General features: G+C 48.5%; 24 protein-coding genes. 5 read left to right on the top strand and 19 right to left on the bottom strand.

Annotated elements, in window-relative coordinates:
* Positions 1–60 precede the first annotated feature (60 nt).
* The 10 genes from ABV409_RS03635 to ABV409_RS16705 form a co-directional block, all read right to left on the bottom strand.
* Positions 61–564: a DUF2480 family protein gene (locus ABV409_RS03635; RefSeq protein ID WP_353876186.1), complete on the bottom strand. Its 504-nt coding sequence runs from the start codon at positions 562–564 to the stop codon at positions 61–63.
* A 24-nt stretch (positions 565–588) separates the two neighbouring features.
* Entirely contained in the window at positions 589–918 is a 330-nt protein-coding gene (locus ABV409_RS03630; RefSeq protein WP_353876185.1) for an iron-sulfur cluster assembly protein, read from the bottom strand.
* Position 919: 1 nt separating this feature from the next.
* On the bottom strand, positions 920–1,342 hold the full coding sequence (locus ABV409_RS03625) for a SufE family protein (protein ID WP_353876184.1): 423 nt from the start codon (positions 1,340–1,342) through the stop codon (positions 920–922).
* Positions 1,343–1,385: 43 nt separating this feature from the next.
* Entirely contained in the window at positions 1,386–2,612 is a 1,227-nt protein-coding gene (locus ABV409_RS03620; protein ID WP_353876183.1) for an aminotransferase class V-fold PLP-dependent enzyme, read from the bottom strand.
* 11 nt (positions 2,613–2,623) lie between these two features.
* Positions 2,624–3,940, bottom strand: coding sequence for a Fe-S cluster assembly protein SufD (gene sufD / locus ABV409_RS03615; protein ID WP_353876182.1), 1,317 nt, complete (start codon positions 3,938–3,940; stop codon positions 2,624–2,626).
* Positions 3,941–3,950: 10 nt separating this feature from the next.
* Entirely contained in the window at positions 3,951–4,703 is a 753-nt protein-coding gene (gene sufC, locus ABV409_RS03610; protein ID WP_353876181.1) for a Fe-S cluster assembly ATPase SufC, read from the bottom strand.
* A gap of 47 nt (positions 4,704–4,750) precedes the next feature.
* Positions 4,751–6,196 carry a Fe-S cluster assembly protein SufB gene (sufB, locus tag ABV409_RS03605; protein WP_353876877.1) on the bottom strand — a complete coding sequence of 482 codons (1,446 nt, stop codon included), beginning with the start codon at positions 6,194–6,196 and terminating at the stop codon, positions 4,751–4,753.
* Positions 6,197–6,233: 37 nt separating this feature from the next.
* Positions 6,234–6,563, bottom strand: coding sequence for a HesB/IscA family protein (locus ABV409_RS03600; protein ID WP_353876180.1), 330 nt, complete (start codon positions 6,561–6,563; stop codon positions 6,234–6,236).
* A 183-nt stretch (positions 6,564–6,746) separates the two neighbouring features.
* The gene (locus tag ABV409_RS03595) at positions 6,747–8,093 is read right to left on the bottom strand and encodes a hypothetical protein (protein WP_353876179.1); all 1,347 of its coding nucleotides are present in this window, start codon (positions 8,091–8,093) and stop codon (positions 6,747–6,749) included.
* Between the two features lie 11 nt (positions 8,094–8,104).
* On the bottom strand, positions 8,105–10,030 hold the full coding sequence (locus ABV409_RS16705) for a choice-of-anchor B family protein (RefSeq protein ID WP_425589990.1): 1,926 nt from the start codon (positions 10,028–10,030) through the stop codon (positions 8,105–8,107).
* 46 nt (positions 10,031–10,076) lie between these two features.
* On the opposite strand from ABV409_RS16705, the gene thiL reads away from it, so the two are divergent.
* Positions 10,077–11,126, top strand: a complete 1,050-nt coding sequence (gene thiL / locus ABV409_RS03585) for a thiamine-phosphate kinase (RefSeq protein ID WP_353876178.1) — start codon at positions 10,077–10,079, stop codon at positions 11,124–11,126.
* Here the strand turns inward: thiL and ABV409_RS03580 are convergent.
* The gene (locus ABV409_RS03580) at positions 11,123–11,395 is read right to left on the bottom strand and encodes a DUF1660 family phage protein (protein WP_353876177.1); all 273 of its coding nucleotides are present in this window, start codon (positions 11,393–11,395) and stop codon (positions 11,123–11,125) included. The genes thiL and ABV409_RS03580 overlap by 4 nt on opposite strands.
* Positions 11,396–11,658: 263 nt before the next feature.
* On the opposite strand from ABV409_RS03580, the gene brnQ reads away from it, so the two are divergent.
* Positions 11,659–12,954 carry a branched-chain amino acid transport system II carrier protein gene (gene brnQ / locus ABV409_RS03575; protein ID WP_353876176.1) on the top strand — a complete coding sequence of 432 codons (1,296 nt, stop codon included), beginning with the start codon at positions 11,659–11,661 and terminating at the stop codon, positions 12,952–12,954.
* Here brnQ and ABV409_RS03570 read toward each other — a convergent pair.
* Together ABV409_RS03570 and ABV409_RS03565 are read right to left on the bottom strand one after the other, a co-directional pair.
* The gene (locus tag ABV409_RS03570) at positions 12,929–14,023 is read right to left on the bottom strand and encodes a TFIIB-type zinc ribbon-containing protein (protein WP_353876175.1); all 1,095 of its coding nucleotides are present in this window, start codon (positions 14,021–14,023) and stop codon (positions 12,929–12,931) included. The two genes, brnQ and ABV409_RS03570, sit on opposite strands and share 26 nt — an antisense overlap.
* A gap of 58 nt (positions 14,024–14,081) precedes the next feature.
* Positions 14,082–15,209 carry an SPFH domain-containing protein gene (locus ABV409_RS03565; protein WP_353876174.1) on the bottom strand — a complete coding sequence of 376 codons (1,128 nt, stop codon included), beginning with the start codon at positions 15,207–15,209 and terminating at the stop codon, positions 14,082–14,084.
* A 117-nt stretch (positions 15,210–15,326) separates the two neighbouring features.
* Here ABV409_RS03565 and ABV409_RS03560 point away from each other — a divergent pair, with 117 nt between their 5' ends.
* Positions 15,327–16,451 carry a DUF2891 domain-containing protein gene (locus ABV409_RS03560; protein ID WP_353876173.1) on the top strand — a complete coding sequence of 375 codons (1,125 nt, stop codon included), beginning with the start codon at positions 15,327–15,329 and terminating at the stop codon, positions 16,449–16,451.
* A gap of 2 nt (positions 16,452–16,453) precedes the next feature.
* On the opposite strand, the gene ABV409_RS03555 is transcribed toward ABV409_RS03560, so the two are convergent.
* Entirely contained in the window at positions 16,454–17,569 is a 1,116-nt protein-coding gene (locus ABV409_RS03555) for a DmpA family aminopeptidase (protein ID WP_353876172.1), read from the bottom strand.
* A 21-nt stretch (positions 17,570–17,590) separates the two neighbouring features.
* Positions 17,591–18,163 (bottom strand): DUF427 domain-containing protein, encoded by a 573-nt coding sequence (locus ABV409_RS03550; protein WP_353876171.1) that lies wholly within the window; start codon positions 18,161–18,163, stop codon positions 17,591–17,593.
* Between the two features lie 65 nt (positions 18,164–18,228).
* Here ABV409_RS03550 and ABV409_RS03545 point away from each other — a divergent pair, with 65 nt between their 5' ends.
* Positions 18,229–18,594, top strand: a complete 366-nt coding sequence (locus ABV409_RS03545; RefSeq protein ID WP_353876170.1) for a DUF2237 family protein — start codon at positions 18,229–18,231, stop codon at positions 18,592–18,594.
* A gap of 386 nt (positions 18,595–18,980) precedes the next feature.
* On the opposite strand, the gene ABV409_RS03540 is transcribed toward ABV409_RS03545, so the two are convergent.
* From ABV409_RS03540 to ABV409_RS03525, 4 genes are read right to left on the bottom strand one after another with little or no spacing between them, the layout of a single operon-like run.
* Positions 18,981–19,625 carry a hypothetical protein gene (locus ABV409_RS03540; protein WP_353876169.1) on the bottom strand — a complete coding sequence of 215 codons (645 nt, stop codon included), beginning with the start codon at positions 19,623–19,625 and terminating at the stop codon, positions 18,981–18,983.
* A gap of 53 nt (positions 19,626–19,678) precedes the next feature.
* Complete coding sequence (locus ABV409_RS03535; protein WP_353876168.1) at positions 19,679–20,137, bottom strand: RidA family protein; 459 nt, start codon at positions 20,135–20,137, stop codon at positions 19,679–19,681.
* Between the two features lie 3 nt (positions 20,138–20,140).
* A complete protein-coding gene (locus ABV409_RS03530) occupies positions 20,141–21,550 on the bottom strand; it encodes a Gfo/Idh/MocA family protein (RefSeq protein WP_353876167.1) in 1,410 nt (469 codons plus the stop codon).
* A 9-nt stretch (positions 21,551–21,559) separates the two neighbouring features.
* On the bottom strand, positions 21,560–22,336 hold the full coding sequence (locus tag ABV409_RS03525; protein ID WP_353876166.1) for a 3-keto-disaccharide hydrolase: 777 nt from the start codon (positions 22,334–22,336) through the stop codon (positions 21,560–21,562).
* A gap of 111 nt (positions 22,337–22,447) precedes the next feature.
* Here ABV409_RS03525 and ABV409_RS03520 point away from each other — a divergent pair, with 111 nt between their 5' ends.
* Positions 22,448–25,582, top strand: coding sequence for a WD40/YVTN/BNR-like repeat-containing protein (locus tag ABV409_RS03520; protein WP_425589995.1), 3,135 nt, complete (start codon positions 22,448–22,450; stop codon positions 25,580–25,582).
* Positions 25,583–25,588: the final 6 nt, after the last annotated feature.

Genomic DNA, 25,588 nt, shown 5'->3' with positions numbered 1-25,588 from the left:
TAAAGGGTTTGCATTGAGAAACACAAAGTTAGCCAAAGTCACAAAAAGGGTGGAAAAAACCTACTTTCTTTTGTAAAGCGGTACCGAAGAACAGGCTTCACCGTACATTACCGATTTAGCGACTTCCTGGATTTTCGCAATGGCCGTGATGTAGGCATTCTGTGGGATGGGTTTGTTGGCACACCCCTTGATAATCACTGGCTTGTCGGCATAAGGCGCTGTATCAAGCTGCATTAAGACCTCTTGAAAGATCGCCGATTCAAGCTGATCCAAATCACCGATAACGGTTTTTTTGGCGAACGGGGCCAATTTCGAAGCTACCAACATGAAGGCCCAACCGGGTATTATGGCATCGGTCGAACAAGTCAAAGCGATGTAATGCTCTTGATATTGTTGCCAATCATGATCGGCCACTGAGGCACGAAAGTCCTTTTCACGCAGCAACAAGCCTTCGTATAACCAATCTTTGATGTCGAATACGGTACGTTTCCCTTCTGGATAAAAGGTTTCCAAATCGAAGGTGAGGAGTTTGCTTTCAGCGACCCTATTTCGTATTTCTTCCATGCGGGTGGGTTTAAGGGTCGGTGCTTACAGCAGGCCCAATTCCAGTTTGGCCTCTTCGCTCATCAGGTCTTGGGTCCAAGGGGGGTCGAAGGTGATTTCAACTTCGACATCCGAAATGATGTCGAGTGATTTGACTTTCTCTTCCACTTCGACCGGGAGCGTTTCGGCAACCGGGCAATTCGGGGATGTCAAGGTCATTAAGATCTTCACTTCATAGGCCTCATTGACGAAGACATCGTATATCAGCCCCAGTTCGTAAATGTCGACCGGGATTTCGGGATCATAGATCGTTTTTAAAACCACTACGATTTTCTCACCGAGTTCTTGGGTATCTATGGTCAATTCCTCACTCATTTCAATTCAATTGGGTTTGGTACGCGATAGCGTACAATTTCAACTGTTTCATCATACTCACCAAGCCATTGGCACGGGTCGGTGAAAGGTGGTCTTTCAATCCGATCTCATCGATGAAACCGGTTTCCGCATCGATAATATCCTTGGGGTGCTGATCGCTGAAGGCCCGGATCAATATAGCGATGATCCCTTTGGTGATGATGGCATCGCTATCGGCCGTGAAAACGAGTTTGTCACCCTGTAACTCGGCATGGACCCAGACTTTGCTTTGGCATCCTTTGATGATGTTGGCGTCGGTTTTGTAGCGTTCTTCGATCAAAGGCAAGGATTTGCCAAGTTCAATCATGTATTCATAGCGCTGCATCCAATCATCGAACATTGAAAATTCGGCTACGATTTCTTCTTGAATGGCTGCTATCGACATGGGTTCGTTTTATGCAAAAATAAGGTTAATCGAATACGCGGCCCTAGGCGAGCATATTTTTCGCCCGTTCAACCGCAGCTGCGAAACGAGCGATTTCGTCTTTGGTATTGTAAAAGCTGAAACTGGCACGAACCGTACCCGGAATCCTATAAAAATCCATGATGGGTTGGGCGCAGTGGTGCCCGGTACGGACCGCAATCCCTAATTTGTCCAAAATGGTTCCGATATCATAGGGGTGGATGCCCTTGATATTGAAAGAGATCACTGAGGTTTTATTGGTAGCGGTACCGTAGATGACCATGTCGTCTATGGCCATTAGCTTTTCGGTAGCGTAATCGAGCAGTTCCTTTTCGTATCGTGCGATGGAATCGAATCCGATGGCGTTCATATAATCAAGTGCCGCACCAAAGGCGATACCCCCACAAATATTGGGCGTACCCGCTTCGAATTTATGGGGCAGATCGGCATAGGTGGTTTTTTCAAAGGTCACCTCGGCGATCATTTCGCCCCCACCTTGGTAGGGCGGTAGCTTATTCAACCAGGCTTCTTTACCATATAGCATGCCTACACCGGTAGGACCACAGACTTTGTGGGCCGAAATCGTATAAAAATCCACATCGAGGGCCTGCATATCGGCCTTGATGTGTGGTGCGGCCTGGGCACCGTCGATTAAGACCGCAGCACCTTTTTCATGGGCCGCCTCAATAATTTCCTTAATCGGATTAATGGTGCCCAAGGCATTCGAAATGTGGTTGCAGAAGACCAATTTGGTGCGTTCGTTCAACAGCTCGTGATAGGTTGTCATGACCAATTCGCCACGGGTGTTCATCGGGATGACCTTTAAGGTCGCACCGGTGCGTTCACAAAGCATTTGCCAAGGCACGATGTTGGAATGGTGTTCCATGGCCGACACCAGGATTTCATCCCCTTTTTCTAAAAAGGCATCAAAACCATTGGCGACCAAATTAATGGCGTGCGTAGTGCCGGAAGTGAAAATCACTTCATAGGGCTTGGCGATATTGAAATGGCCTCTGATTTTCTCACGTGCTTCCTCATAGGCATCCGTGGCTTCTTGCGAAAGCGCGTGTACCCCGCGATGGATGTTCGCGTTGTACTTCTGATAATAGGTTACAATAGTGTCGATGACTTGTTGTGGCGTCTGCGAGGTTGCCGCATTATCGAGATAGACCAAGTCTTGGCCATTGACTTTCCGTTGTAAAATGGGAAAGTCCTTGCGAATCCGTTCGACATCAAAATCATATCCGACCATGCGATTCTTCGTTAGAGTTCAAATCCGACCCGAACACCCAATTTATTGGCAATCAAGGTGTTGATTCGGTTCTTTAAAGCAGGTATCCGAACGCTTTCCAAAACATTATTGGCGAAGGCATACATCAATAAAGCGGTCGCCTCTTTCTTCGGAATGCCCCTCGATTGCAAATAGAACAGTGCATCTTCATCCAATTGCCCTATGGTACAACCATGCGAACACTTAACGTCATCGGCAAAGATCTCCAATTGTGGTTTGGTATTGATCGTAGCACGATCACTGATCAGGATATTATTGTTTTGCTGAAACGCATTTGTTTTTTGGGCGATTTTGTCAACGATGATCTTCCCGTTGAAGACCCCGGTCGAACGCTCGCCGAAAATCCCTTTGTAATCTTGATGGCTTTCGCAATTGGGTTGTGCATGATGTACCAGGGTGTGGTGGTCTACATGTTGTTTTTCCCCTAAAATCGTCACCCCTTTCAAGGTCGAATCGATGCGTTCCCCATTTTGGTAGTAATTCAAGTTGTTCCGTGTCAGCTTTCCCCCGAAGGAAAAGGTGTGTACACTTACATTGCTATGGTCTTTCTGGGCAATATAGGTATTGTCGACCAAGGTGGCGGTTTCCCTATCGTTTTGCACTTTGTAATAGTCGACCCGGGCGCTTTTCGCTGCAATGATCTCGGTGACCGAATTGGTGAAGACCTCGTGTTTCGTCAGGCTTTGGTGCCTTTCGATGATCTGTACCTCAGCGTTTTCCTCGACGATGACCAGGTTTCTAGGCTGCAACATCAAAGCGGCTTCATTACCGGTCGCGAAATGTAGGATCTGCACGGGTTTTTTAGGGGCCTTTCCTTTTGGGATATAGATGTACGCCCCTTCTTTACTGAAGGCCGTATTCAGGGTAGTCAACGACTCGTCTTTGGAAGCCACTGAATTGAAATGCTTTTCAATGGTCTCGCGATATACCGGCTTTGAAAAAGCGGCGCTCAGCAAACAGACATCGACCCCATCATGCGTGGTCTCAGACAAGTACGAACTGTATACCCCATCGATGAAGACGATTTTGTAGGTATCGACCTCATGTAGAAAGTACTTTTTGACTTCCTTGTATTCCAAGGTGTTCAGCTCTTTCGGAAAAATGCTGAAATCGGTCTTTTGCAGTGCATTCAAGGAAGTGTATTTCCAAGCTTCCTCTTTTTTGGTCGGGAACCCCTTCAATTCAAAGTTCTTCAGCGCTTCGGACCGGATTTCATGAACCGGACTATCAAGGTCGACTTGGTTTTCGAAGGCCAAAAACGAAGAAAGTATTTTATCTTTTAAATCCATTACGGTCGCTTTAGACTACGGCTTCTTGTTTGATCCAATCGTATCCTTTTTCTTCCAACTCCAAGGCCAATTCCTTACCGCCTGACTTTACGATCTTTCCATCGTGAAGTACGTGAACGTAATCGGGGACGATATATTCGAGCAGACGTTGGTAGTGGGTGATGACGATGATCGCGTTTTCAGGGCCACGCAATTTGTTCACCCCATTGGCAACGATGCGGAGGGCATCGATATCCAATCCGGAATCGGTCTCATCCAAAATCGCGAGTTTCGGTTCCATCATGGCCATTTGAAAAATTTCGTTCCGTTTCTTTTCACCCCCTGAGAACCCTTCGTTCAAGGAACGGGAGAGGAATTTCCGATCGATTTCCAACATTTCCGATTTTTCACGGATCAGTTTCAACATCTCGTTGGCGGGCATATCATCCAAGCCACGGGCTTTTCGCGATTCGTTGATGGCCGTTTTCATGAAGTTGGTCACCGTGACCCCGGGAATCTCGACGGGGTATTGAAATGAAAGGAAAATGCCTTTGTGCGCGCGTTCTTCCGGCGCCAGGTCCTCAAGATCTTCACCTTCTAGAGCGATGCTTCCTTTTTCAACTTCAAAGTCTTCCTTTCCTGCAATGACCGAGGCGAGGGTACTCTTGCCTGAGCCATTAGGACCCATAATGGCGTGTACCTCACCAGGATTAACGGCTAGATTGATCCCTTTGAGAATGTCTTTGTCTTCTACGCTGGCGTGTAAATTTTTTATCTCTAACATGATGCTTCGTGTTCTTGTTTTATACGGTTATCGGGATTGCCGCGGGTTTACCCTACGGATCCTTCCAAACTTATCTCCAATAATTTTTGCGCCTCAACGGCAAATTCCATAGGTAATTTGTTCAATACTTCCTTGCTAAACCCATTGACGATCAGCGCAATGGCTTTTTCGGTATCGATTCCGCGCTGGTTGCAATAAAAAATCTGGTCTTCCCCGATCTTGCTGGTCGTAGCCTCGTGTTCGATTTGCGCGGTTTTGTTTTTCGCCTCGATGTACGGGAAGGTATGGGCCCCACATTTGTTACCCATGAGTAGGGAGTCACATTGTGAAAAATTCCTTGCATTGGTGGCCCTACTGTTGACTTGGACCAGACCGCGGTAACTGTTTTGGGAATGTCCTGCGGATATCCCTTTTGAGATGATGGTACTCTTGGTGTTCTTGCCAAGGTGGATCATCTTGGTACCGGTATCGGCTTGTTGATAGTTATTGGTTACGGCAATCGAATAGAATTCACCGATCGAATTGTTCCCTTTCAACACGCAGGAAGGGTATTTCCACGTAATGGCTGAACCGGTTTCGACCTGGGTCCATGAGATTTTGGCATTGGCCTCACAAAGCCCGCGTTTCGTAACGAAATTATAGACACCGCCTTTGCCATCCTTATCACCGGGGAACCAATTCTGGACCGTAGAGTATTTGATCTCCGCATTATCTAGGGCGATCAATTCGACAACGGCCGCGTGCAATTGGTTTTCATCACGAGAAGGGGCTGTGCATCCTTCAAGATAACTTACGTAGCTTCCTTCGTCTGCGATGACCAAGGTGCGCTCGAATTGGCCCGTTCCTGCTTGGTTGATCCTGAAATAGGTCGATAGTTCCATGGGGCAGCGCACCCCTTTTGGAATGTAACAGAAACTACCATCGGAAAAAACCGCCGAATTCAGGGCCGCATAGAAATTGTCTTTTTGCGGAACGACCGAGCCGATGTATTTTTTTACCAGTTCGGGATGCTCTTGGATCGCCTCCGAAATGGAACAAAAGATGATGCCTTTTTCGGCCAAGGTCTTTTTGAAGGTGGTGGCAACGGAAACGGAATCCATAACGATATCGACCGCCACACCGGCCAATTTTTTTTGTTCTTCCAAAGAGATTCCCAGTTTCTCGAACGTTTCCAGAAGTTCCGGATCTACTTCGTCAAGACTATTGTATTTCGGCTTTTTATTGGGAGCCGAGTAATAGGAGATATCTTGAAAGTCAGGTTTTTTATAGGTGACATTGGGCCATTCGGGTTCTTCCATTTCCCGCCAAACCCGGAACGCCTCCAACCGCCAATCGGTCATCCATTCGGGTTCATTCTTTTTTTGGGATATCGCGATGACAATGTCCTCACTCAAACCTTTCGGGAAGGTTTCCGACTCGATGTCGGTATAAAAGCCGTACTCGTACTCTTTGGTCTCGAGTTCTTTTTTTAATTCTTCTTCAGTGTAAGCCATATCATTGATGATGCCATGGGGCATCGCATTTAATTGGTTATAAGGAAAAACTCTCTCCGCAACCGCAAGTGCGCTGGGCATTGGGGTTGTTGAATACGAAGCCTTTTCCGTTCAATCCGCCGGAGTATTCCAAAGTGGTGCCCACCAGATATAAAAAGCTCTTTTTGTCTACGATGATCCTGATGGCATTGTCTTCGAATACCTTGTCGGAATCATTGGTAACATTATCGAAATTCAACTCATACGATAGTCCACTGCAACCTCCGCTCTTTACCCCGACACGGACAAAGTCTTTGGCAGCATCGAAACCTTCTTCCGACATGAGTGAAATCACTTTCCGTTTAGCCGTTTCGGATACTTTGATCATACCTACTTGGATTTATTCTAAATAGCTTACAAATATAGGTCATAAGTAGGATTACAACCTATTTCCTAACATTATTATAACGAATGTTTTGATAAACTTTCTTTATGGAAACCTTAAACAAATCTTAGTGTAGCGTATTGCGTTGTGAAGTAGTTTGGTAAACCGGGGGTTTCGCAGCTGATTTCAGTCGAGTTTCAAAACGACGATATCGGTACCTCCTTTGTGCGAAACACCAGGAAAATCAGTACTTGCGGTATCGCCGACCACCACGATCGAGCCGTCAAGGGCTTGTACGATATCATAGCCGAAGTCCAATCCCAAGCCGCCGAACGCCATTTGCCAATCCAGGCTCCCATCGGCATGGGTCTTGATGACCCAAATATCGTTTTCACCGAAATTGGTGCTGGCATCTTGATCGAAGCTCTTTGAATTTCCAGAGATCAGAAAGCCGCCGTCTTGGGCCAAAGCCACACCATGGGCGGCATCGAAGGCCGAACCACCGTAGTTTTGCTGCCATAGCATTTGGCCTTGGTCGTCGAATTTGACCATCCAAATATCCGATTCGCCATGGTTGTCGCCCACCTGTAAATCGGAGCTGAAGGTGTTTCCGACAATGACATAATGGCCATCAGCGGTCTTTGCGATATCATGCGATTGTTCGATGCCGCTGCCCCCGAAGGAACGCTCCCATTCAAAACCTCCGTTTTTATCGACTTTGACCACCCAATAATCATAACTGCCTTTGGGGTCACTGATATCAAAATCATCACTTTCCGATGCTCCGGTCAAAAGCAGCCCCCCATCATTGGCGGCAATGACCCCGAACGAACGATCGTTATTCGTGCCCCCGAAGAACTTGCGCCATTGTATGTTACCGTCGGCATCGATTTTCGTACCCCAGAACTCGCCGACTCCATGGGCGGTCGCACTTCGCGACCTTCCGGTGCTGCCTTCCCCATTGGAAGAGGTGACATCGAGGAATCCTGAAAAGAAAAATCCCCCATCGGCGGTTTCGATAATGTCGTAGGAATGATCATGGCCCGAAAAACCGAAACTCTTTTCCCACAGCACATCACCATTGGCATTGAGGCGCAAGACCCAATTATCATGGAACCCTTCATTATTGCTGGCGTCACCATCATCACTCATTGCATAACCGGTCAGGGCGTACCCGCCGTCAAAGGTTTGGATCAGCTGCTGCCCCTGATCGTCTTTGCTACCACCGTAGGTACGTTGCCATTGTAGGTTGCCCTCGGCATCGAGTTTCAACAACCAATAATCATTCACCGCCAGCGCCTTACCGTTCAAATCACCATCGGTGCTGTTGGTAAGGCCAAGTATAGCGTACCCCCCATCGTTGGTGTTGATGATCGATCGTGGTGATTCATCTCCAGATCCCCCGAAACTCCGTGTCCAAACCAAAGCCGTAAAAGTATCGGGCACTTCGTCGTTGCCTTTGATGGTAAAGCTGTCATCCGCTGTGCATGCACACAAGAGTAGTCCTAAAACAATGTATACCGAAAACCGCATGGATGAAAGATTTAGGGGTTGGATTTTCTGATAATGAAGAGTCCTGAATTGGAGTCGTTCACCAAAATCTTTCCACTGGGGAGATAAGGATAGACACTCCAAACCCCATCGAAACTTGGCGAATTATTACCTGGGAAGGTGTCGAAGAACCCAATTTCGGTCATAGTACGATTGTCGATATCGGAAATATCGATGACGCGCACTCCGGCGGTATAATTGGCCAAATAATACTCATTTCCGAGCACGTATCCGTTGTGGTCGATTGCCGTGGTCGGCCCCAGATAGGTGGTATGCAAAACCGGATTGTCCAAATCGGTGACATCGAATACCAGGGTGCGCGAATTAAACCCGAAATCCACCTCGTCCAGTTCATCGCCCAAGATGTAATAACGCTGGTCTTCGGTAAACCAACCTTGATGGGTATACCCTAGATTCCCATAGGTGAGTGTCGAGATGCCACTCGGATTCGATTTATTGGTGATATCGACAATGGCGATTTGGCTTTCATTGGCTCCAATGAAAATCTCACGCCCTGAATAATCCCCGTCTGGGCCGGTGTAGGTGACCACCTGCGCATCATGGGTATAGCCATCGACTCCGTAACCACCGGCCAAACTTGGCGAAAGTGGGTTGCTGATATCAATGAAATGAACGCCTCCGTTGAACGAATCGTTTCGAGCCGTACCAACCGGGTAGGCGAAACCTTGCTGTTCATTGATTACGATATTATGTGCGTTTCCGAAACCGGTGTAGCGCGTATTCTCAGAGAAGGTCGTTGGTGGGCTTACCACATTGCGCAGTCGGGTCAAATCAAAAACCTGCATGCCATGGTTATCCGCTTCGGAAACGATAAAGGCAAAGTCTTGGTAGATTTTGACATCGCGCCAAGTGCTTGATGTGGTTGCCGTAGGGAGTTTGCCCAAATAGATCGGTTCATCGCCCGAAACATCCACAAAGGCAGTGCCGTCGACCAAACCGACCAAGGCATATTCCTTGCCATTGGCGCTATCGACCCAACCCCAAATATCGTTGCCCCCACCAGAGTTAAAGTCGCTCAGGCTGACCATGCCCAATAGGTCATAGCCGTTGCAGGGGTACGTGCCGGCCGAACCTCCTTCACAAGGTACCAATCCCTCGATTTCGTATCGCGTTCTATCGACGCCTATTACACCGCTCTCATCAGTAGTAAGATTCAATTCAAAAAACTCGGTCTCCTCTACCTCATCGTCATCGATTATTTCCAAACCAGGAATATCAAATGCGGTATTTTCCGAACCGTCGTAGGTCCCTACATTGATATTGACCACTGCTGGAGAATCAAAACTGTAGTCTTGTCCTTCTATAGCGGTGCCGTCCCGTAAATCAGTCACCGTGACCGAAAAAGGAGAGGACACAGTTCCAATGACCGCGATTTTCGGCAAATCGGAAGCTTGACTCTCCGTGCTGGAGGCAATGGAACGGATGAAGGAAACCGTCAGGCCATCATTATCGATAATACTATAAACCGTTGTGCTTCGATTCCCCAAAACGGCATCCCCAGTAGGGTTTCCCAAAGCGAATTCTATGGTCTCGATTTCTTCTTCGTCTATGTCATCGACAATGGAAATCCCGCTGACCGCAATCGCTGAATTTGCCGTTCCATCGTAAGAACCTACCGGTATCGTCACTACAACAGGGCCGCTAAAATCAAAATCGACCCCGCCATCGGTCGCTGAACCGCTGGAAACCAAGGATACGGTGACGGTAGAAGGATTCACAACATTGCCGCTCAAAAACAAGGTCGGCAAATTGCCCCCGATGTTTTCAGTGTCGAAACTACTCGCCAAAGCGAATTGGACGACCACCTCGGCATCATTGGTTTCATCAGGACCGCCATCATCGGATCCACAGGCGAACAACAAAAAGGAAAAGGCAAGGGTTTTGTACAGATTTTTCATAGCTAAGTAAAGATACAATTTAAATAAATGCATTTACATTTGCCCCATGTTCGAAGACAAAGATCAAGAAAAGACAGCGCTTGAAAGCTTAGGGGAATTTGGGTTGATCACGCATTTGACCAAGCAGTTCAAATTGCAACATGATACGACGCTAAAAGGCATCGGCGATGATGCCGCGGTTTTGGATTACGCCGGCGACCAAGTAGTGGTCTCTACCGACCTCTTGGTCGAAGGGGTACACTTTGATTTGGCCTATATGCCCTTGCAACATCTAGGGTACAAAGCAGTCATGGTCAACCTTTCCGATATTTATGCGATGAATGCAATGGCCACCCAAATCACGGTTGCCATCGCGGTATCGAACCGTTTTCCTTTAGAGGCCCTTGAGGCTTTTTATGAAGGGGTGCGACTGGCCTGTGAAACCTATAAGGTCGATTTGGTCGGGGGCGATACCACCTCTTCGAATAAAGGGATGTTGATCAGTATCACTGCATTGGGATCGGCGAAAGCCAAGGATTTGGTGTATCGCAATGGAGCTAAACCCAATGATCTTTTGGTTGTTTCAGGGGATCTTGGCGGCGCGTATTTGGGGCTGCAAGTGCTCGAGCGCGAGAACGAGGTGTTCAAGGTAAACCCGAATAACCAACCTGACCTTGATGGCTATTCCTATATCATCGAAAGGCAATTGAAACCGGAGGCTAGGAAAGATATAGTGCCTTTGTTGGCGGCTTTGGAGGTACGACCGACCGCAATGATCGATATCAGCGATGGGCTTTCATCCGAAATCCTGCATTTATGCAAGCAAAGCGGTACGGGATGTAATTTGTTCGAAGATAAAATTCCATTGGATCCAACGGTGATCGCGGCGGCGGAGGAATTCAACATGGATAGTACGATGATTACTTTGGGCGGTGGGGAGGATTACGAATTGCTGTTTACCATTGATCAATCCGATTATCCGAAAATAAAGGCGAATCCGAACCTGACGGTCATTGGGCATATGACCGATAAAAAGGAAGGGGCGCATCTCATTACCCGCGCCGACACGAAGATTCCGCTAACGGCCCAGGGCTGGAATGCTTTTGATGGAGACTAAGCGACGCGTTTGGCTTCTTGCTTTTTGGAAACGAACCTTCTCGTGCGCTTGGTGTGGATCTCTTCAAGAACCTTATTGATTTCCTGCATTTCCGGGGTTAAAGGCGATAAGGTACCCTGTGCATTGGTAGTCACTCGTTTTTGGCAGTGGACACATCGGTATTCTTTGATATGCTCCGTAACTTTTTTGGTAACCACATAGTGATGCCCGAACATGTTACAGTAAATACCGGAAAGTTTGTTGCCATCGGGGGTAATGGTCTTACTCATAAGCTTGGTTCAGTTTTTAAGTTGCATGTTTCAATTTGGGGACTGAGTAATGCAAGATTGAACAGTTAGTTGGTTAATTCACAATCGGTTTACCGATCGTCGACAATAGGGCAACGAATGGTCGATTCGTTTTATTTTCATCGTCACCGCTTTTTTGGTATTTTTTCGATGAAATGCACAGTGGTCCTAAAACCCTCCCTAGCAACGCTTTCGGCGATTTCAATATACAAATTTGACCTATCTTACCAAACAAATTCGTGACAATGGCCAATAAAAAGGGCATCCTTGTAGTTGCATTCGCACTTTTCTCGCTTTTTTTCGGTGCAGGAAACCTGATTCTTCCCCCGCAGTTGGGCTTTAAAGCAGGTTCCGCCTGGTGGCTGGTATTGGCCGGTTTCGGGATTTCGGCCGTGCTCATCCCGATTTTAGGGATCGTAGCGCATTCGCGATTACAGGGCACCATGTTCGATTTCGGGAAAAAGGTCTCGCCCCTTTTCAGTTTGGTCTATTGTTATTTGGTCTATGCCATTTCCATAACGCTACCGGCCCCTAGAACCGCTTCGGTAACCCATGAGATGGCCATAGCCCCTTCCTTTGAAATCACTTCATGGGTAACCAGTAGTATCTATTTCGTTTTGGTGTTCCTTTTTGTGATCAACAGATCGCGGATCCTCGATGTGGTCGGCAAGATCTTGACCCCGGCGATCATCCTCATCCTGTTGGCCATCATTCTTAAAGCGCTATTCGGTTTTGAACTATCGTTCGGTTCGAATGCCTTCGCGAATCCATTGACTCATGGAATATTGGAAGGATACCAGACCTTCGATGCTATAGGTGCTGTGGTAGTCGGTGGGGTAATTATCATTTCATTGAACCTCAAAGATGGACAAGCCTCTTTCGAGCATAAGAAACGCATTATCGCAAGGGCCGGATTGTTGGCAGGGTTAGGGCTTCTCCTAGTATATGCTGGTTTGGTCTTGACCGGAGCCTTGATGCAGAAAGAATTCGATGCCGCGATTGCCAGAACGGCTTTATTGAACGGTCTTAGCTTAAAGACCTTGGGCACAACGGCTACCCTATTGCTCAGTATCTTGGTCGCATTGGCTTGTTTTACGACCGCAGTGGGTATCGTTACCGGAACCGCCGATTTTGTCAAAGGGCGTTTCGGAGGTTCTCAAAAAGCGTATATCGCCACGGCCCTTATCGGCTGTTTTTTGGGGGTACTCATGGGGCAGTTCAATGTGGGATACATCATCGCGGTGGCACTTCCTGCCTTGATGTTCATCTATCCCGTGACCATTGTGTTGATCCTCTTGAACATCCTCCCGGATTCTTGGGCGACCCCATTGCTTTTCCGCTCCGTGGTGGCCACCACCCTGGTTTTCTCCATTCCCGATTTTTTGGGTACCATCGGCTTTCCCGACATTTCAAAATCCTTGGCTGGATGGATGCCTTTGTCTGAATTCCATATGGGTTGGGTGCTCCCTGCAATAACCGTCTTTTTGATCGTCATCGGGTTGCAATCCAGAGGTGTTATTTCTGGGCGAACACCACAATAGCTCCCACTACGGCCAAAACCAGCAAGACCGTGAAGAAGATCTTCCAAAAACTATAGGGTCGGGTTCCTGAAATCGTACCACTTTCCCCGTTGATGAAAAAATTGTATTCCTTTCCATTGAATCGATAGGCGCTGAGATAGACCGGTAACAATATATGTTTGAACGTCTCTTCGCTTAGCGATACCTGCAATCGGTTGATCCGTTGGGTATCGCCACCGATGTCACGGCGGCACCAGCGATCGGCAATTTGGTCGGCTTCTTGTTTGGCGGCCAAATGCCCTTGTTTTAAAGGAATGGTATATTTCTCGGTAACGAAACCCGATAAGAAACTGCTGTGGAAAGGTTGTAAGAGTTTCAGGTTCCAATAGGCGATCTTCGAAGGGATCTTGCCCGCTTTCTGTTGTGAGGCCTTGACCAAAGTGTCGTCAACGAAACCCGAAACTTGGCCCGAGGCAGGGGTCCAACGCGTTTTCCGAACTTGTTTGGTCTGGGTGCGCCCTTGGCTATCGCGGTAGGTCTTGGTCACGTAGTAATAATCCCCTCGCTGTCCTGAATATTGAGCGTACAATTGTGCGTCGAAGGTCCAATAGGGCAAATACAATCCTTTGGTGAATTGCGGGTCCAAGGCGGCCTTTTTCAGGTTATTCGGAGCGAACCAGAGGCTTTTGACCCAACGTTGGAAGATGCGGAACGATTCTTTTTGATCGATCTGGAAGGGGAGCACGGCACCGGGCAAAATCCAGTCTTCGGTATATTGATCTTGTAAAATCAAAGGCGTACTACAATACACGCAATGGAGCGATTTGTAATTTTCTTCGACATGTTGCACCGCACCACAGTTTTTGCACTGAAGCATACTGATTTCCTCACTGTGCTTTTGCCCTCCCATTTCCTTGAGATAGGGGTAGAGCTCCAGTTCTTGAAAACCATTCCCGTCTACATCGATGACCTCTTCATGACCGCAATAGTCACAGCTGATATTGGTCGTTCCGGGGCGGTATTTCAGCTCCGCACCACAGTTGCTACAGGCCTTTTTAAGCTCAGTATGTTGGGTTTTACGTTCCTCCATGGCAAGGGGTCATTGGGGCAATGGAAACCATCACCACTTCTGATCCACAAAATTTCGATTAGGCTTGTGGTAGGGGTGGCGGGGTACTTCCACCTAAGAACGACTGCAGTTCGGGTACTTCTTGAAGTGCGCTCCAATTCGCCATACCTTGTTTCCAGACCAAGCTTTCTTTGTTGATGGTGCGATTGGCAAAAAGGGCCTTCAACTGGTCCATTCCCACAGGTCCTTGCTGGGTGCCGTTCACCGCGTAATAATACAGCACTTGGGTCGGCATCGGCGGGGGTACGGCTGCAGTGGGCTGTGGTACGGCCTGGGCCGCTTGTGGGTTCATCAGGCCTCCCATTTGCTGTGCCAATACGAAGCCCATGCCCATGCCCATGCCCGCTCCGGCGGTTCCGCCCTCGTTTTTCGCGGCAGCCTCAACGGCTTTCGCGGTTTTGAACTTGGTCAATTTATCCAGATCCAACTTATCGATACGGCTGTATTCGAAGATTTCCTTTTTAAGGTCTTCGGGCATGGAGACATTTTCGATATAGAATTTTTCCAACGATATACCGACCGATTCGAATTCAGGGGCCATGACCTCTTGACAGGTATCGGACAGTTCGGTGGTATTCGCCGCATAGAGTTCTATAGGGAGATTGGCCTCACCGACAGTATCCGTAAACCGGGTAGCGATCAAACTCTTGAGATGCTCGTTGATCTCGAAGTTGGTAAAATTATTGTCGGTGCCCACGATGTCGATGATGAACTTTCCGGCATCCGAAATTTTGAATGCATAGGTACCGAAAGCCCGGATCTCGACCAAACCGAAGCGTTCATCGCTTAAGGTAATCGGGTTCTTTGTCCCCCATTTTTCATCAGTAAACAGATGGGTATTGACAAAGTAGACCTCTGCTTTGAAAGGGGAGTTGAATCCGTATTTCCATCCCTTTAAGGTGGCCAAGATCGGAAGGTTCTTCGTAATCAGTTCATATGTGCCGGGGGTGAAAACGTCGGCCAATTGCCCCTCGTTGACGAACACGGCGGTCTGCCCTTCCCGTACGATCAACTTCGCCCCGTTCTTGATTTCGTTTTGATACCGTTCGAAACGATGGGCTATGGTATCATCCGTATAATCAAGCCATTCAACGATATCGATGAATTCATGACTGAGTTTCTCTTTGATCCTGCTAAAAATATCCATGAGTAGTGTTTTTGATGTTCGTGTTTTAAAGCTAAGTAATTTAAAGAAGCCTGTATTAGGTTAGTGCAAAATAGGAAGGTTTTGTTACATTGCCTATCCTTGATCAACCCTGTTCATATGAAAGCAATCCGTTTCCTTGTGTTTGGAACCCTAATCGGGCTCTTTCTAGCGTGTCAGCCGACAACGACTAAAGATTCAAATGTTGCCGAATCCCAAGGGCCTGTAGCGACCGAGGTCGCTGCTATCGTTTTGACCCAGGCCGAGGCCCAGAACCTGGCGACCCTTCCTTTGGATTGCGTACAACAAGAATTCCCCAACAAATTGGGGCAGGTCTTGGGCAGTGATGAGGACCTGGCCACCCCAAAAAGCTTGCACCCATCTTTTTACGGCTGCTTCGATTGGCATTCAGCGGTTCATGGGCATTGGTCGATGGTGAAATTGTTGCAACGTTATCCTGATCTTGACGGCGCGGAACGGATCAAACGGATATTGACCGAAAACCTGTCCAAAGAAAATATCGAACGGGAGGTCGCCTATTTCGACAACAAACACAATCGCAATTACGAACGGACCTACGGCTGGGGATGGCTACTGAAATTGGCTGAAGAATTACATCATTGGCAGAATCCCGTTGCCCGAGAATTGGAACAAAACCTGAAGCCATTGACCGAATTGATCGCCAAAAAAATGACCGATTACCTTCCCAAGCTCGTCTATCCGGTTCGTGTCGGCACCCATACCAATACGGCTTTTGGACTGTCATTCGCGTGGGATTATGCCGTGGCTTTGAACGATACCGCCTTGTTAGACGTCATTCGACAACGGGCCATGGTTTTTTACGGGGAAGATGAGGGTTGTCCTTTGGATTGGGAACCCAGCGGTGCTGATTTTCTCTCGCCTTGTTTTGAAGAAATCGATTTGATGCGACGAATTTTACCAGAGCAAGTTTTTTTGGATTGGATAAATCGTTTTATGCCCCAACTGGGCCAGACCGATTTCAATTTGGAGGTGGCCTTGGTAGGGGATCGTGAAGATGGTCAATTGGTGCATCTTGATGGTTTGAACTTCAGCCGGGCATGGGTGCTGTTCGGACTGGCCGGCCAATATCCTGAAACATTTGGCCACCTAAGGGCATTGGCCCATGAGCATGTGGCCTATTCCTTTCCCAACTTGGTCGGGGATAGTTATGAAGGCGGCCATTGGTTGGGATCCTTCGCCATTTATGCTTTAGACCAACAGTAGACTTAACGCTTTCCGGCTTTTTTGAGTAAGGCAAGCACTTCTTGTTTAGGCAGTGCCTTGATGGTATGCCCATTGCGCCCTGTCATGGTCTCTCCGGCAAACATGGAATTCAAAATGGCTTCTTCCGTTGCCTCGATAACCGCCAAGAACAAGGGCGTCATGGCACCGTTCCGTAAGTTCTGGCGTGTCTGTAACGAATTCGTGCTTTGATAGGGGATGCGGCAGGCTTCGGCCGTTGACACCGCGATGACATAATCACCACTGCCATTGCTGGCGATACCCCCGGTTTTGCCCAACCCCAACATCGCCCGTTTTGCGAGGCGTTCCAAATTTCGCGATCCTAACGGGGCATCGGTCATGACGACGATCATGCAAGATCCATCCGGGGTATACCGAAAACTATCGGAATACTGCCCAAGTTGTTTGCCGATATCGACACCGGCTATGCGCAACACTCCACCGAAGTTGCTTTGTACCAACACTCCGACGGTATAGCCTCCTGAGGTTTTGGGCAAGACCCTTGACGCGGTGCCGATGCCCCCTTTGTATCCAAAGCAGACGGTTCCGGTACCGGCGCCCACATTCCCTTCGGTGACAACGCCCCCTTTGGCATTTTGAATTGCCTGTAGCATATGGGATTCGGTAAGATGTTGCCCGCGAATATCATTCAGATACCCATCATTGGTTTCGCCCACCACCGCATTCACGGAACGGACGTTTTCATTGCCGTTTTGTGCCAAACAATATCCTATAAGGGCATTGACCGCAGTGGGTACGTTCAAGGTATTGGTCAATAAGATCGGGGTTTCCAAATTCCCTAGTTCCTTCACCTGGGTATATCCGGCCAATTTGCCGAAACCATTACCGATGTGGATGGCTGCCGGAACTTTTTCTTGAAAGAGGTTCCCCCGGTGTGGCAGGATGGCGGTCACCCCGGTACGGATGCTGTCACCTTCGATTAAGGTGAGCTGCCCTACTTCGACCCCAGGAACATCGGTTATGGCATTCCATTCGCCAGGGTGTAGCACGCCGATTTCGATGCCATGGTCTCGCAAACGATCTTGGGCGTTGGCCATGGTCATTAGACCGAGAAAGCAGTAAAGTAAGTGTTTCATCATCGTTGTTCTCGTTTGAGGTTCTTACCAATGTCCGGTACCCGGTTCCCCTTTGAATGGTCCGACCAGTTCTTTGGTGATCCAACCCGCATAGAAGCCACCGGGTTGTGAAGTGACCGGTTCTTCGTTCAAATAACAAGCGAGGTATTGCGGGTAAAACGCCAAATGATCCGCCAAGGGCTCAAAGGGAGGAAACGGATCGGGATACGACCAAGCGATAGCTTTTTCGGGTTCCGATCGTAAGGCCCAGTATACGGTCAAACCCTTCCACTCGCAGAGCGAACTTTTACCTGCCATTTGAACCAATTTCGTCAAGGCGACATCTTCAGGAGGAACATAATAGGTGGGCGGGCTTGCCGTTTCTTGAACGGCCAAGGCTTGATTCGACATCGCGATCATCGTGTCGTTATGGGCCACCTTCAAGGTACGCGATTCCTTGACCAAAGCCGGAGGGCGTGGAAAATCCCAAACCGAAACCTGTCCTTTTTCTGGAATGGTGGCGAAATCAGGCCGTTCTTGGCCATTAAAAGCCCACTTCTCACGGGCCTGTATCAACCAGTCAGGTATTTTTTTCGAATTTTTCGAGAAGCTCCCCATGCTATTTTGCTTGATCGAACGGTAAGGTACATCGCATTCCCCATACATTTGTAAAAAAGTTCGTTTTGGAGAAAAATGTTTTGGGAACCGAATTGCAATCTTGTTGTTTTGAACCAAAGACCGGCTTCTATCGGGATGGATTTTGTAAAACGGGCGCGGATGACGTAGGCACCCATGTGGTATGTGCGATCATGACCGAGGAGTTTTTGCGATTCTCAAAATCCAAGGGCAACGATTTGATCAGTCCGGTACCCTTCTATCAGTTTCCCGGATTGCGGCCTGGGGATCGGTGGTGTCTTTGCGTCTCGCGTTGGAAACAGGCCTATGATGCGGGTGTGGCACCGCAGGTGATTTTGGAGTCTACACACCAAAAGGCTTTGGATTTTGTGGGGTTTGAACAGTTGTTGGAGTATAAATTCGTTTCGATCTAATTCGTTTTCTTGTCCTTTTGTGCAACGCCCAAAAAAGGCTTGGGCGATTTTCCGGGAAATTTTCGGTGGCACCGAAACCAGGTCCCTGCCGACGCTCCATGCATTGTTCCGCCCTGCGGAACGCACTTCCTCTCGCAGTTCCCTTATTTCTGGAAAACCTTTTGCGAAATCAACCTGGTTGATTGTAGTGTTGAGGAGTTTCCTTCTCCACGGAATATGACCGAGCTTCCGTAAAGAATTTTTGAAGCCTTGGAAAAAATTTAGGGAGTGAGGTCGGTTTTTGGTGGAGCCAAAAAATTCATTTGGAGAAGGCGCGCTTTTCTTTGTTTCGTTTCTTTTGCGCGAACAAAAGAAATGAAAGGATACTGGTTCTTTTGTCCTTTTTTTCAACGCCCAAAAAAGGACCAAAAATGGTTGGGGGGATTTTCCGGGAATTTTTCGGTGGCACCGAAACCAGGTCCCTGCCGGCGCTCCATGCTTTGTTCCTCCCTGCGGAACGCACTTCCGCTCGCAGGCCCTTTATTTCTGGAAAATCTTTGGGGACAAAGTATTCCCCTTTTCCATGTTTCGTGATGCATGTCCTGAGTGAGGTCGAAGGGTTGCGTGAACAAAAGAAATGAAAAGTTGTTTCTTTTGCCCTTTTTTCCAGCACCGAAAAAAGGACCAAAAAAGGCTTGGGCGATTTTCCGGGAAATTTTCGGTGGCACCGAAACCAGGTCCCTGCCAACGCTCCATGCATTGTTCCTCCCTGCGGAACGCACTTCCGCTCGCACTTCCCTTATTTCTGGAAAGTCTTTGGGGACAATGTATTCCCCTTTTCCATGTTTCGTGATGCATGTCCTGAGTGAGGTCGAAGGGTTGCGTGAACAAAAGAAATGAAAAGTTGTTTCTTTTGCCCTTTTTTCCAGCACCGAAAAAAGGACCAAAAAGGCTTGGGCGATTTTCCGGGAATTTTTCGGTGGCACCGAAACCAGGTCCCTGCCGGCGCTCCATGCTTTGTTCCTCCCTGCGGAACGCACTTCCGCTCGCACTTCCCTTATTTCTGGAAAATCTTTGGAAGCATCAAACGAGTTGATTGAAGTGTTTATTCTTCCACGGGCAGTACCGCGATCGCTTCGATCTCGACCTTCCACTCAGGCAGTCCTAGTGCTTGAACTCCTACCAAGGTGCTGGCCGGCATATCGGAATCGCCCAATAGCGCTTTTCGCACCGTTCGAAAGGTATCCAAATAAGCCGGTTGGTAATCGACGATATAAGTATTGTATTTGACTACATCGTCAAAAGTAGCGCCGGAGTTTTCCAGGGTTTTGAAAAGTCCGTCCAAAGCGTTTTTGAACTGCGTCTCAAAATTGCCCCCCGTACCTACTTGTCCGGAAATATGGATGGTCTTTATCCCGTTGGCCTCGACCACCACAGCCTGTGAGTAGCCCGGACCAGGATCGATATAAGTTTTGTTCACGGTTGCCGTTCGGGGTTCCAGGTCGGCCGTTTTGATTTGGCAGGAATACATGCCGATACAGATTAAAAAAACGAGATACCTCATGGTTTAGAAATTTCTATAGGTACCACTTAAAAACGCATTCGCTTCCTCTTCAGCGAACCGAGCCGTTTGTGCATCCCAATGCAACGTTTGGTTCGGGAACCTTCCGGCAATGACGCCCAACAAAATGGTTTCGGTCAAACGCGCTGCGTACTCAAAAGGCGCCGTACACTTGTCCTTCCCTAAACAGGCATCTACGAATTGATGGTAATGCTTGGGGCCTTCGCTGGCATAGTTGCGAATGGGCTCCCCCAATTGTTGCTTTGCGATTTCTTTGGAGATATCGACGTACTTGCCGCGAACTATTTTTTTGGGCAACTGCATGAAATGGGGGAGTAGTAAACGTCCTTTGGTACCGACGAACATGGCTCCTTGTTCGGGCAATTGCCCCTCACCGGCTACTTTGGCATCCAACGAAATATCGGTTTTGGAGGTCGCTTTCTTGGTTGCCATCGGCTTGGCTCCAGGCAGTACGAGATCTTCATGGGCAGGGGGCATCCCTGGGCCATCATACCAGATCCATTTCAGGGTCTTACCGGTAAAGTCGGTTCCTGGAAACTCGTAAGTGACCGTATTGTTTTCAGGATATCCGAATCCGTTGGGCTCGCGACATTCGTTTTTGATGGTCATCGGAACGTCGAGGTTCAACGCATTATATGGGGTGTCGAAAATATGTACCCCCATATCACCTAAAGTGCCGCAGCCATAATCCATCAACTTACGCCAATTGCCCGGATGGTAATAACCTTCCTTAAAAGGTCTTTGAGCCGAGGTGCCCAACCAAAGGTTCCAGTCCAACTGTGCGGGAACCGGGTCTTCGCCTTCAGGGACGGCCCCATTATAACCCCACGATTTCGGGCTCCAAGCATGTACGGTATGCACCTTTCCGATGATGCCGTCTTGAATCAACATGGTGGCCAATTTATAATCATAGAACGAATGTACTTGGATGCCCATTTGTGTGGTCAGCCCTTTCTCGGCAGCCATTTTTTTCATGGCCCGTGATTCGGAAACATAATGGGTCAAGGGCTTTTGACAATACACATGCTTATCGAGCTCCATGGCCATCAAAGAGGCCGGGGCATGGGTATGATCGGGGGTTGAAACGATGACCGCATCGATATCATCTTTCATTTCATTCAACATGACCCTGTAATCGAAAAAGACCCTTGCGGTTGGGTGTTTTTTTCGTGCAGCCGATAAATTGAGTGCATCGACATCGCAGAGGGCGACCACATCGACCATTGGGTGCGATGAAATATCACGAAGGTCTTCGGCCCCCATGTTGCCGACCCCAATATGGGCGGTACGCAAACGGCCATTGGTGCTTTTGGTCGTGGCATGTAATAAGGAAGGTGCGGCCATGGCGCCGAGAACGCCGATGCCGCTTTTTTTAAGAAAGTCTCTTTTGTTCATTACAGTCAGTTATAATTTCTTGATTTTGATAGTGCGGAACCAAATCGGGCTCGCATGGTCTTGAAGGGCGATAAAGCCTGTTTTGTGTTTTCCGTAATCGGGGGCGTTGTCCCATTTCCCGGAATTCTTTTTGGCATACCAAGCATCGGTCCACGGTTCGAATTCCAAGAGCTTTTTCCCATTGAGCCAATGTTCGACTTTAGTGGGTGTAAAGACGATTTTAGTGGAATTCCATTCCCCGACAGGGTGCAACATCTTTCGTGATTCATCGGCCACGTGCATGGCATAATCGGCCCCGGTTTTTTGCCAATCTTGGAGTTGCTCCGGATGCTCGGCACCAAACTGGCTGTTGTAGGCGGTCAAATCATGGATATCGGCATAGTTGGCGTCATCGATGAGTTGGTATTCGGGTGACACTACAGGCGGTCCTTCATAGCCTTCCTTGACATGATAAAAAATGCCGCTGTTGCCACCTTTTGGCAACTTCCATTCCAAATACAGTTCGAAATTGTCGAATTCCTCAGCACCGTAGAGGATATCCTTTCCTCCGGAATAGTCCTGCTCAAGACCTAGTTCGGTATCGAAGGTCAAGGTGCTGTCTTTGATGGTCCAACCTGGGGGTAAGCTATCCATGCCGTAGCCCCGCCAACCATCCAATGAGCTGCCATCGAACAAACTGATCCATTCGGGGTCCGTTACAGCTGCTTCTTCCGCCTTGGGCTTAGGGGATTCTTTACAGCCAATGATAAGGCCCAAAACAAGCAAACTGACGATCGTGTTTTTCATACAGTTTAAGGATTTTGCAGTGTTTAAAGTACAAAATAATAAGGGATCCAATGTCTTGCATTTTCACTACTTTTAGAGAACGACTAATTCAAAGAACACCTAAAGATGAAAATGCTATTCGCTAGGGTCGGTATGCTGCTACTGGCCACTTCCTTTTTTGCGATTTCCGGAAACGCACAACGAAGAAAAACACAAGCAAGTCCGACCGTTCCCTCTGAACTGTATTCGAGTTTGGAATACCGTTTGGTCGGCCCTTTTCGCGGTGGTCGCTCTGCGGCGGTTACCGGGGTACCCGGGCAGCCCAACCTTTTCTATTTCGGGGCCACCGGAGGAGGGGTTTGGAAGACCTTGGATGGGGGGCGGACCTGGAAGAACATTTCGGATGGCTATTTCGGGGGTAGTATCGGTGCCGTTGAGGTAGCCAAAAGCGACCCCAACGTCATTTATGTCGGGGGCGGGGAAAAAACACTTCGCGGTAATGTCTCTAGCGGGTATGGGATTTGGAAAACCGAAGATGGCGGGAAGACCTGGAACCAAGCCGGATTGGCAAAAAGCCGCCACGTGCCCCGAATTCGGGTGCACCCTACCGATTACAATACGGTGTATGCCGCGGTTTTGGGCAATATCTACAAGCCCACCAAGGAACGTGGGGTTTATAAAAGTACCGATGGAGGTAAGAGCTGGAAACAGGTCTTGTTCGTCAACGATCAATCGGGGGCCGTCGACCTGACCTTCGATCCGAACAACCCCCGTATTTTGTACGCTTCAACATGGCGTGCCCAGCGTACCCCGTATTCTTTGAGTAGTGGAGGTGATGGGTCCGCGCTTTGGAAGAGTACCGATAGTGGGGAAACCTGGTCTGAGATTTCAAAAAACGAAGGTTTTCCGAAAGACACCTTAGGGATTATCGGGGTCTCGGTATCACCGGTCAATTCTGAACGCGTTTTTGCCATTGTCGAGAACAAGGAAAAAGGCGGGTTATACCGCTCTGACGATGGGGGCAAAAAATGGACCCAGGTCAATAGCGAGCGGAAATTGAGACAACGGGCTTGGTACTACACCCGAGTTTATGCCGACACCGAAGATGAGGATGTCGTGTATGTGTTGAATGTACGCTATCATAAATCAACCGATGGCGGTAAAAGTTTCAACACCTTCAATGCCCCCCATGGCGACCACCATGACCTGTGGATCGCCCCCGAGAACAGCCAGCGGATGATCATCGGGGATGATGGTGGGGCCCAAGTCAGTTACGATGGTGGGGAAACCTGGAGTACCTATTACAACCAACCTACGGCCCAGTTTTATCGGGTGACTACCGACAACGCTTTTCCATACCGCATCTATGTGGCGCAACAAGACAATAGTACGGTTCGTATCAATCACCGCTCCGATGGGTTCGGAATCGGGGAAGACGATTGGGAACCGACTGCAGGGGGTGAATCGGCGCATATCGCGATCGATCCAACGAATAACGACATTGTTTATGGAGGAAGCTACGGCGGATTCCTGACCCGGGTCAACCACGATAAGGGCACGGTGCGTGGCATCAATGTTTGGCCCGACAATCCGATGGGCTATGGTGCCGAAGGCATGAAGTACCGCTTTCAGTGGAATTTCCCGATCATCTTCAGCAAGCATGATCCTAAAAAACTATACACCTTTAGCAACCATGTACACCGCAGTACCAATGAAGGCCAAAGTTGGGAGTTGTTGAGTGATGATCTAACCCGTAACGACCCGGATAAATTGGTCAGTAGTGGTGGCCCGATCACCCAAGACAATACGGGGGTCGAATACTATTGTACGATTTTCGCGGCCCAAGAAAGTCCCTTAAAAGAAGGATTGCTTTGGGTAGGAAGTGACGATGGTCTCGTACACGTGACCCAAAACGGAGGGCAGACTTGGGAGAACGTCACCCCGACAGGCATGCCGGAATGGATGATGATCAACAGCATCGAACCATCGGCCTTTGATGAAGGAACCTGTTATGTTGCCGGAACACGCTATAAATTGGGTGATTTCAAACCTTATCTCTATAAGACCACCGATTACGGAAAGACTTGGTCGAAGATTACCAACGGCATCGAAGGGGAGCATTTTACCCGGGTTTTGCGCGAAGACCCGAAGCGAAAAGGCCTGTTGTATGCAGGAACGGAAACCGGGATGTACATTTCGTTCAACGATGGAGCCCTTTGGGAAAAATTCCAGTTGAACTTGCCGATCGTTCCGATTACGGATCTCGCCCTAAAGCAAAACAATTTGGTGGTGGCCACCCAAGGCCGTAGTGTTTGGGTCATTGATGACCTAACGGTCTTACACCAATTGGCCGCTTCCGATAAGGGTACGGCGATGAAGCTGTTCGCCCCAAAGGATTCCTATCGAACCAAAGGGCGTGCGCGATCCAAGGATCGGCCTAGTTTGACCGAGGGTCAAAACCATGCCTCGGGGGTATTGACCCATTTCTATCTCAAAGCCTATGATAAGAAAAACGATACGGTACAACTGACCTATTTGAGTCGCTCAGGAGATACCCTGGCGACTTTCAGTACCAAGGCCAAGGATAAGAAAAAGCTCTTGAAGGTCGACCAAGGGGGCAATACCCACAACTGGGATACCCGCGGTAAAGGTGCTGAGCGCCTCAAGGGAATGATCCTATGGTGGGCCAATCTCAACGGCGCCAAAGCAGTACCGGGTGATTACCAGGTTTCATTGAATGTGAATGGCTCGATGGCTACCGAGAACTTCAAGATTTTACCCGACCCGCGTGCTGAAGTGTCAGTGGCCGATATGCAGAGACAATACGATTTTATCACCAGCATCAATGAAACCGTCGATAAGGCACACCAATCGATCAAGAAAATCAGGAAGATCAATGCGAAACTGGATGCCTTTACCAAACAGTATAAAGACGATGAAGCGGTCAAGGATTTGGTCGAGAAAGCGAAGAAGATGAAGGAAGGTTTTGGCGAAGTTGAAAAAGCCTTGTACCAAACCAAGAACCGAAGCAATCAAGACCCTTTGAATTTCCCGATCCGCTTGACCAATAAATTGGCCCATTTGAACAGTTTGGTCAGTATCGATGATTTTCCGCCGACGGAACAAGACGTGGCGGTCAAGAACGAAATGACCCAGAAGATCAATACCCAATTGGCGAACTTTGATCGTTTGGTCGATGAGGAAATGAAGGCCTTTAATGACAGTTTCAATAGTTTGGGATTGGATTACCTATCCATAGAAGAATAACCGATT

It is taken from the genome of Flagellimonas algarum (assembly GCF_040513375.1).
Taxonomy (GTDB): Bacteria; Bacteroidota; Bacteroidia; order Flavobacteriales; family Flavobacteriaceae; genus Flagellimonas_B; species Flagellimonas_B algarum.
This window is presented reverse-complemented; position numbering and strand designations above follow the sequence as displayed.

Bases quoted from the DNA above. Each gene is read 5' to 3' on its own strand.
- ABV409_RS03635 (WP_353876186.1), bottom strand. From the start codon at position 564: ATGGAAGAAATACGAAATAGGGTCGCTGAAAGCAAACTCCTCACCTTC.
- ABV409_RS03630 (WP_353876185.1), bottom strand. From the start codon at position 918: ATGAGTGAGGAATTGACCATAGATACCCAAGAACTCGGTGAGAAAATC.
- ABV409_RS03625 (WP_353876184.1), bottom strand. From the start codon at position 1,342: ATGTCGATAGCAGCCATTCAAGAAGAAATCGTAGCCGAATTTTCAATG.
- ABV409_RS03620 (WP_353876183.1), bottom strand. From the start codon at position 2,612: ATGGTCGGATATGATTTTGATGTCGAACGGATTCGCAAGGACTTTCCC.
- sufD (WP_353876182.1), bottom strand. From the start codon at position 3,940: ATGGATTTAAAAGATAAAATACTTTCTTCGTTTTTGGCCTTCGAAAAC.
- sufC (WP_353876181.1), bottom strand. From the start codon at position 4,703: ATGTTAGAGATAAAAAATTTACACGCCAGCGTAGAAGACAAAGACATT.
- sufB (WP_353876877.1), bottom strand. From the start codon at position 6,196: ATGGCTTACACTGAAGAAGAATTAAAAAAAGAACTCGAGACCAAAGAG.
- ABV409_RS03600 (WP_353876180.1), bottom strand. From the start codon at position 6,563: ATGATCAAAGTATCCGAAACGGCTAAACGGAAAGTGATTTCACTCATG.
- ABV409_RS03595 (WP_353876179.1), bottom strand. From the start codon at position 8,093: ATGCGGTTTTCGGTATACATTGTTTTAGGACTACTCTTGTGTGCATGC.
- ABV409_RS16705 (WP_425589990.1), bottom strand. From the start codon at position 10,030: ATGAAAAATCTGTACAAAACCCTTGCCTTTTCCTTTTTGTTGTTCGCC.
- thiL (WP_353876178.1), top strand. From the start codon at position 10,077: ATGTTCGAAGACAAAGATCAAGAAAAGACAGCGCTTGAAAGCTTAGGG.
- ABV409_RS03580 (WP_353876177.1), bottom strand. From the start codon at position 11,395: ATGAGTAAGACCATTACCCCCGATGGCAACAAACTTTCCGGTATTTAC.
- brnQ (WP_353876176.1), top strand. From the start codon at position 11,659: ATGGCCAATAAAAAGGGCATCCTTGTAGTTGCATTCGCACTTTTCTCG.
- ABV409_RS03570 (WP_353876175.1), bottom strand. From the start codon at position 14,023: ATGGAGGAACGTAAAACCCAACATACTGAGCTTAAAAAGGCCTGTAGC.
- ABV409_RS03565 (WP_353876174.1), bottom strand. From the start codon at position 15,209: ATGGATATTTTTAGCAGGATCAAAGAGAAACTCAGTCATGAATTCATC.
- ABV409_RS03560 (WP_353876173.1), top strand. From the start codon at position 15,327: ATGAAAGCAATCCGTTTCCTTGTGTTTGGAACCCTAATCGGGCTCTTT.
- ABV409_RS03555 (WP_353876172.1), bottom strand. From the start codon at position 17,569: ATGATGAAACACTTACTTTACTGCTTTCTCGGTCTAATGACCATGGCC.
- ABV409_RS03550 (WP_353876171.1), bottom strand. From the start codon at position 18,163: ATGGGGAGCTTCTCGAAAAATTCGAAAAAAATACCTGACTGGTTGATA.
- ABV409_RS03535 (WP_353876168.1), bottom strand. From the start codon at position 20,137: ATGAGGTATCTCGTTTTTTTAATCTGTATCGGCATGTATTCCTGCCAA.
- ABV409_RS03530 (WP_353876167.1), bottom strand. From the start codon at position 21,550: ATGAACAAAAGAGACTTTCTTAAAAAAAGCGGCATCGGCGTTCTCGGC.
- ABV409_RS03525 (WP_353876166.1), bottom strand. From the start codon at position 22,336: ATGAAAAACACGATCGTCAGTTTGCTTGTTTTGGGCCTTATCATTGGC.
- ABV409_RS03520 (WP_425589995.1), top strand. From the start codon at position 22,448: ATGCTATTCGCTAGGGTCGGTATGCTGCTACTGGCCACTTCCTTTTTT.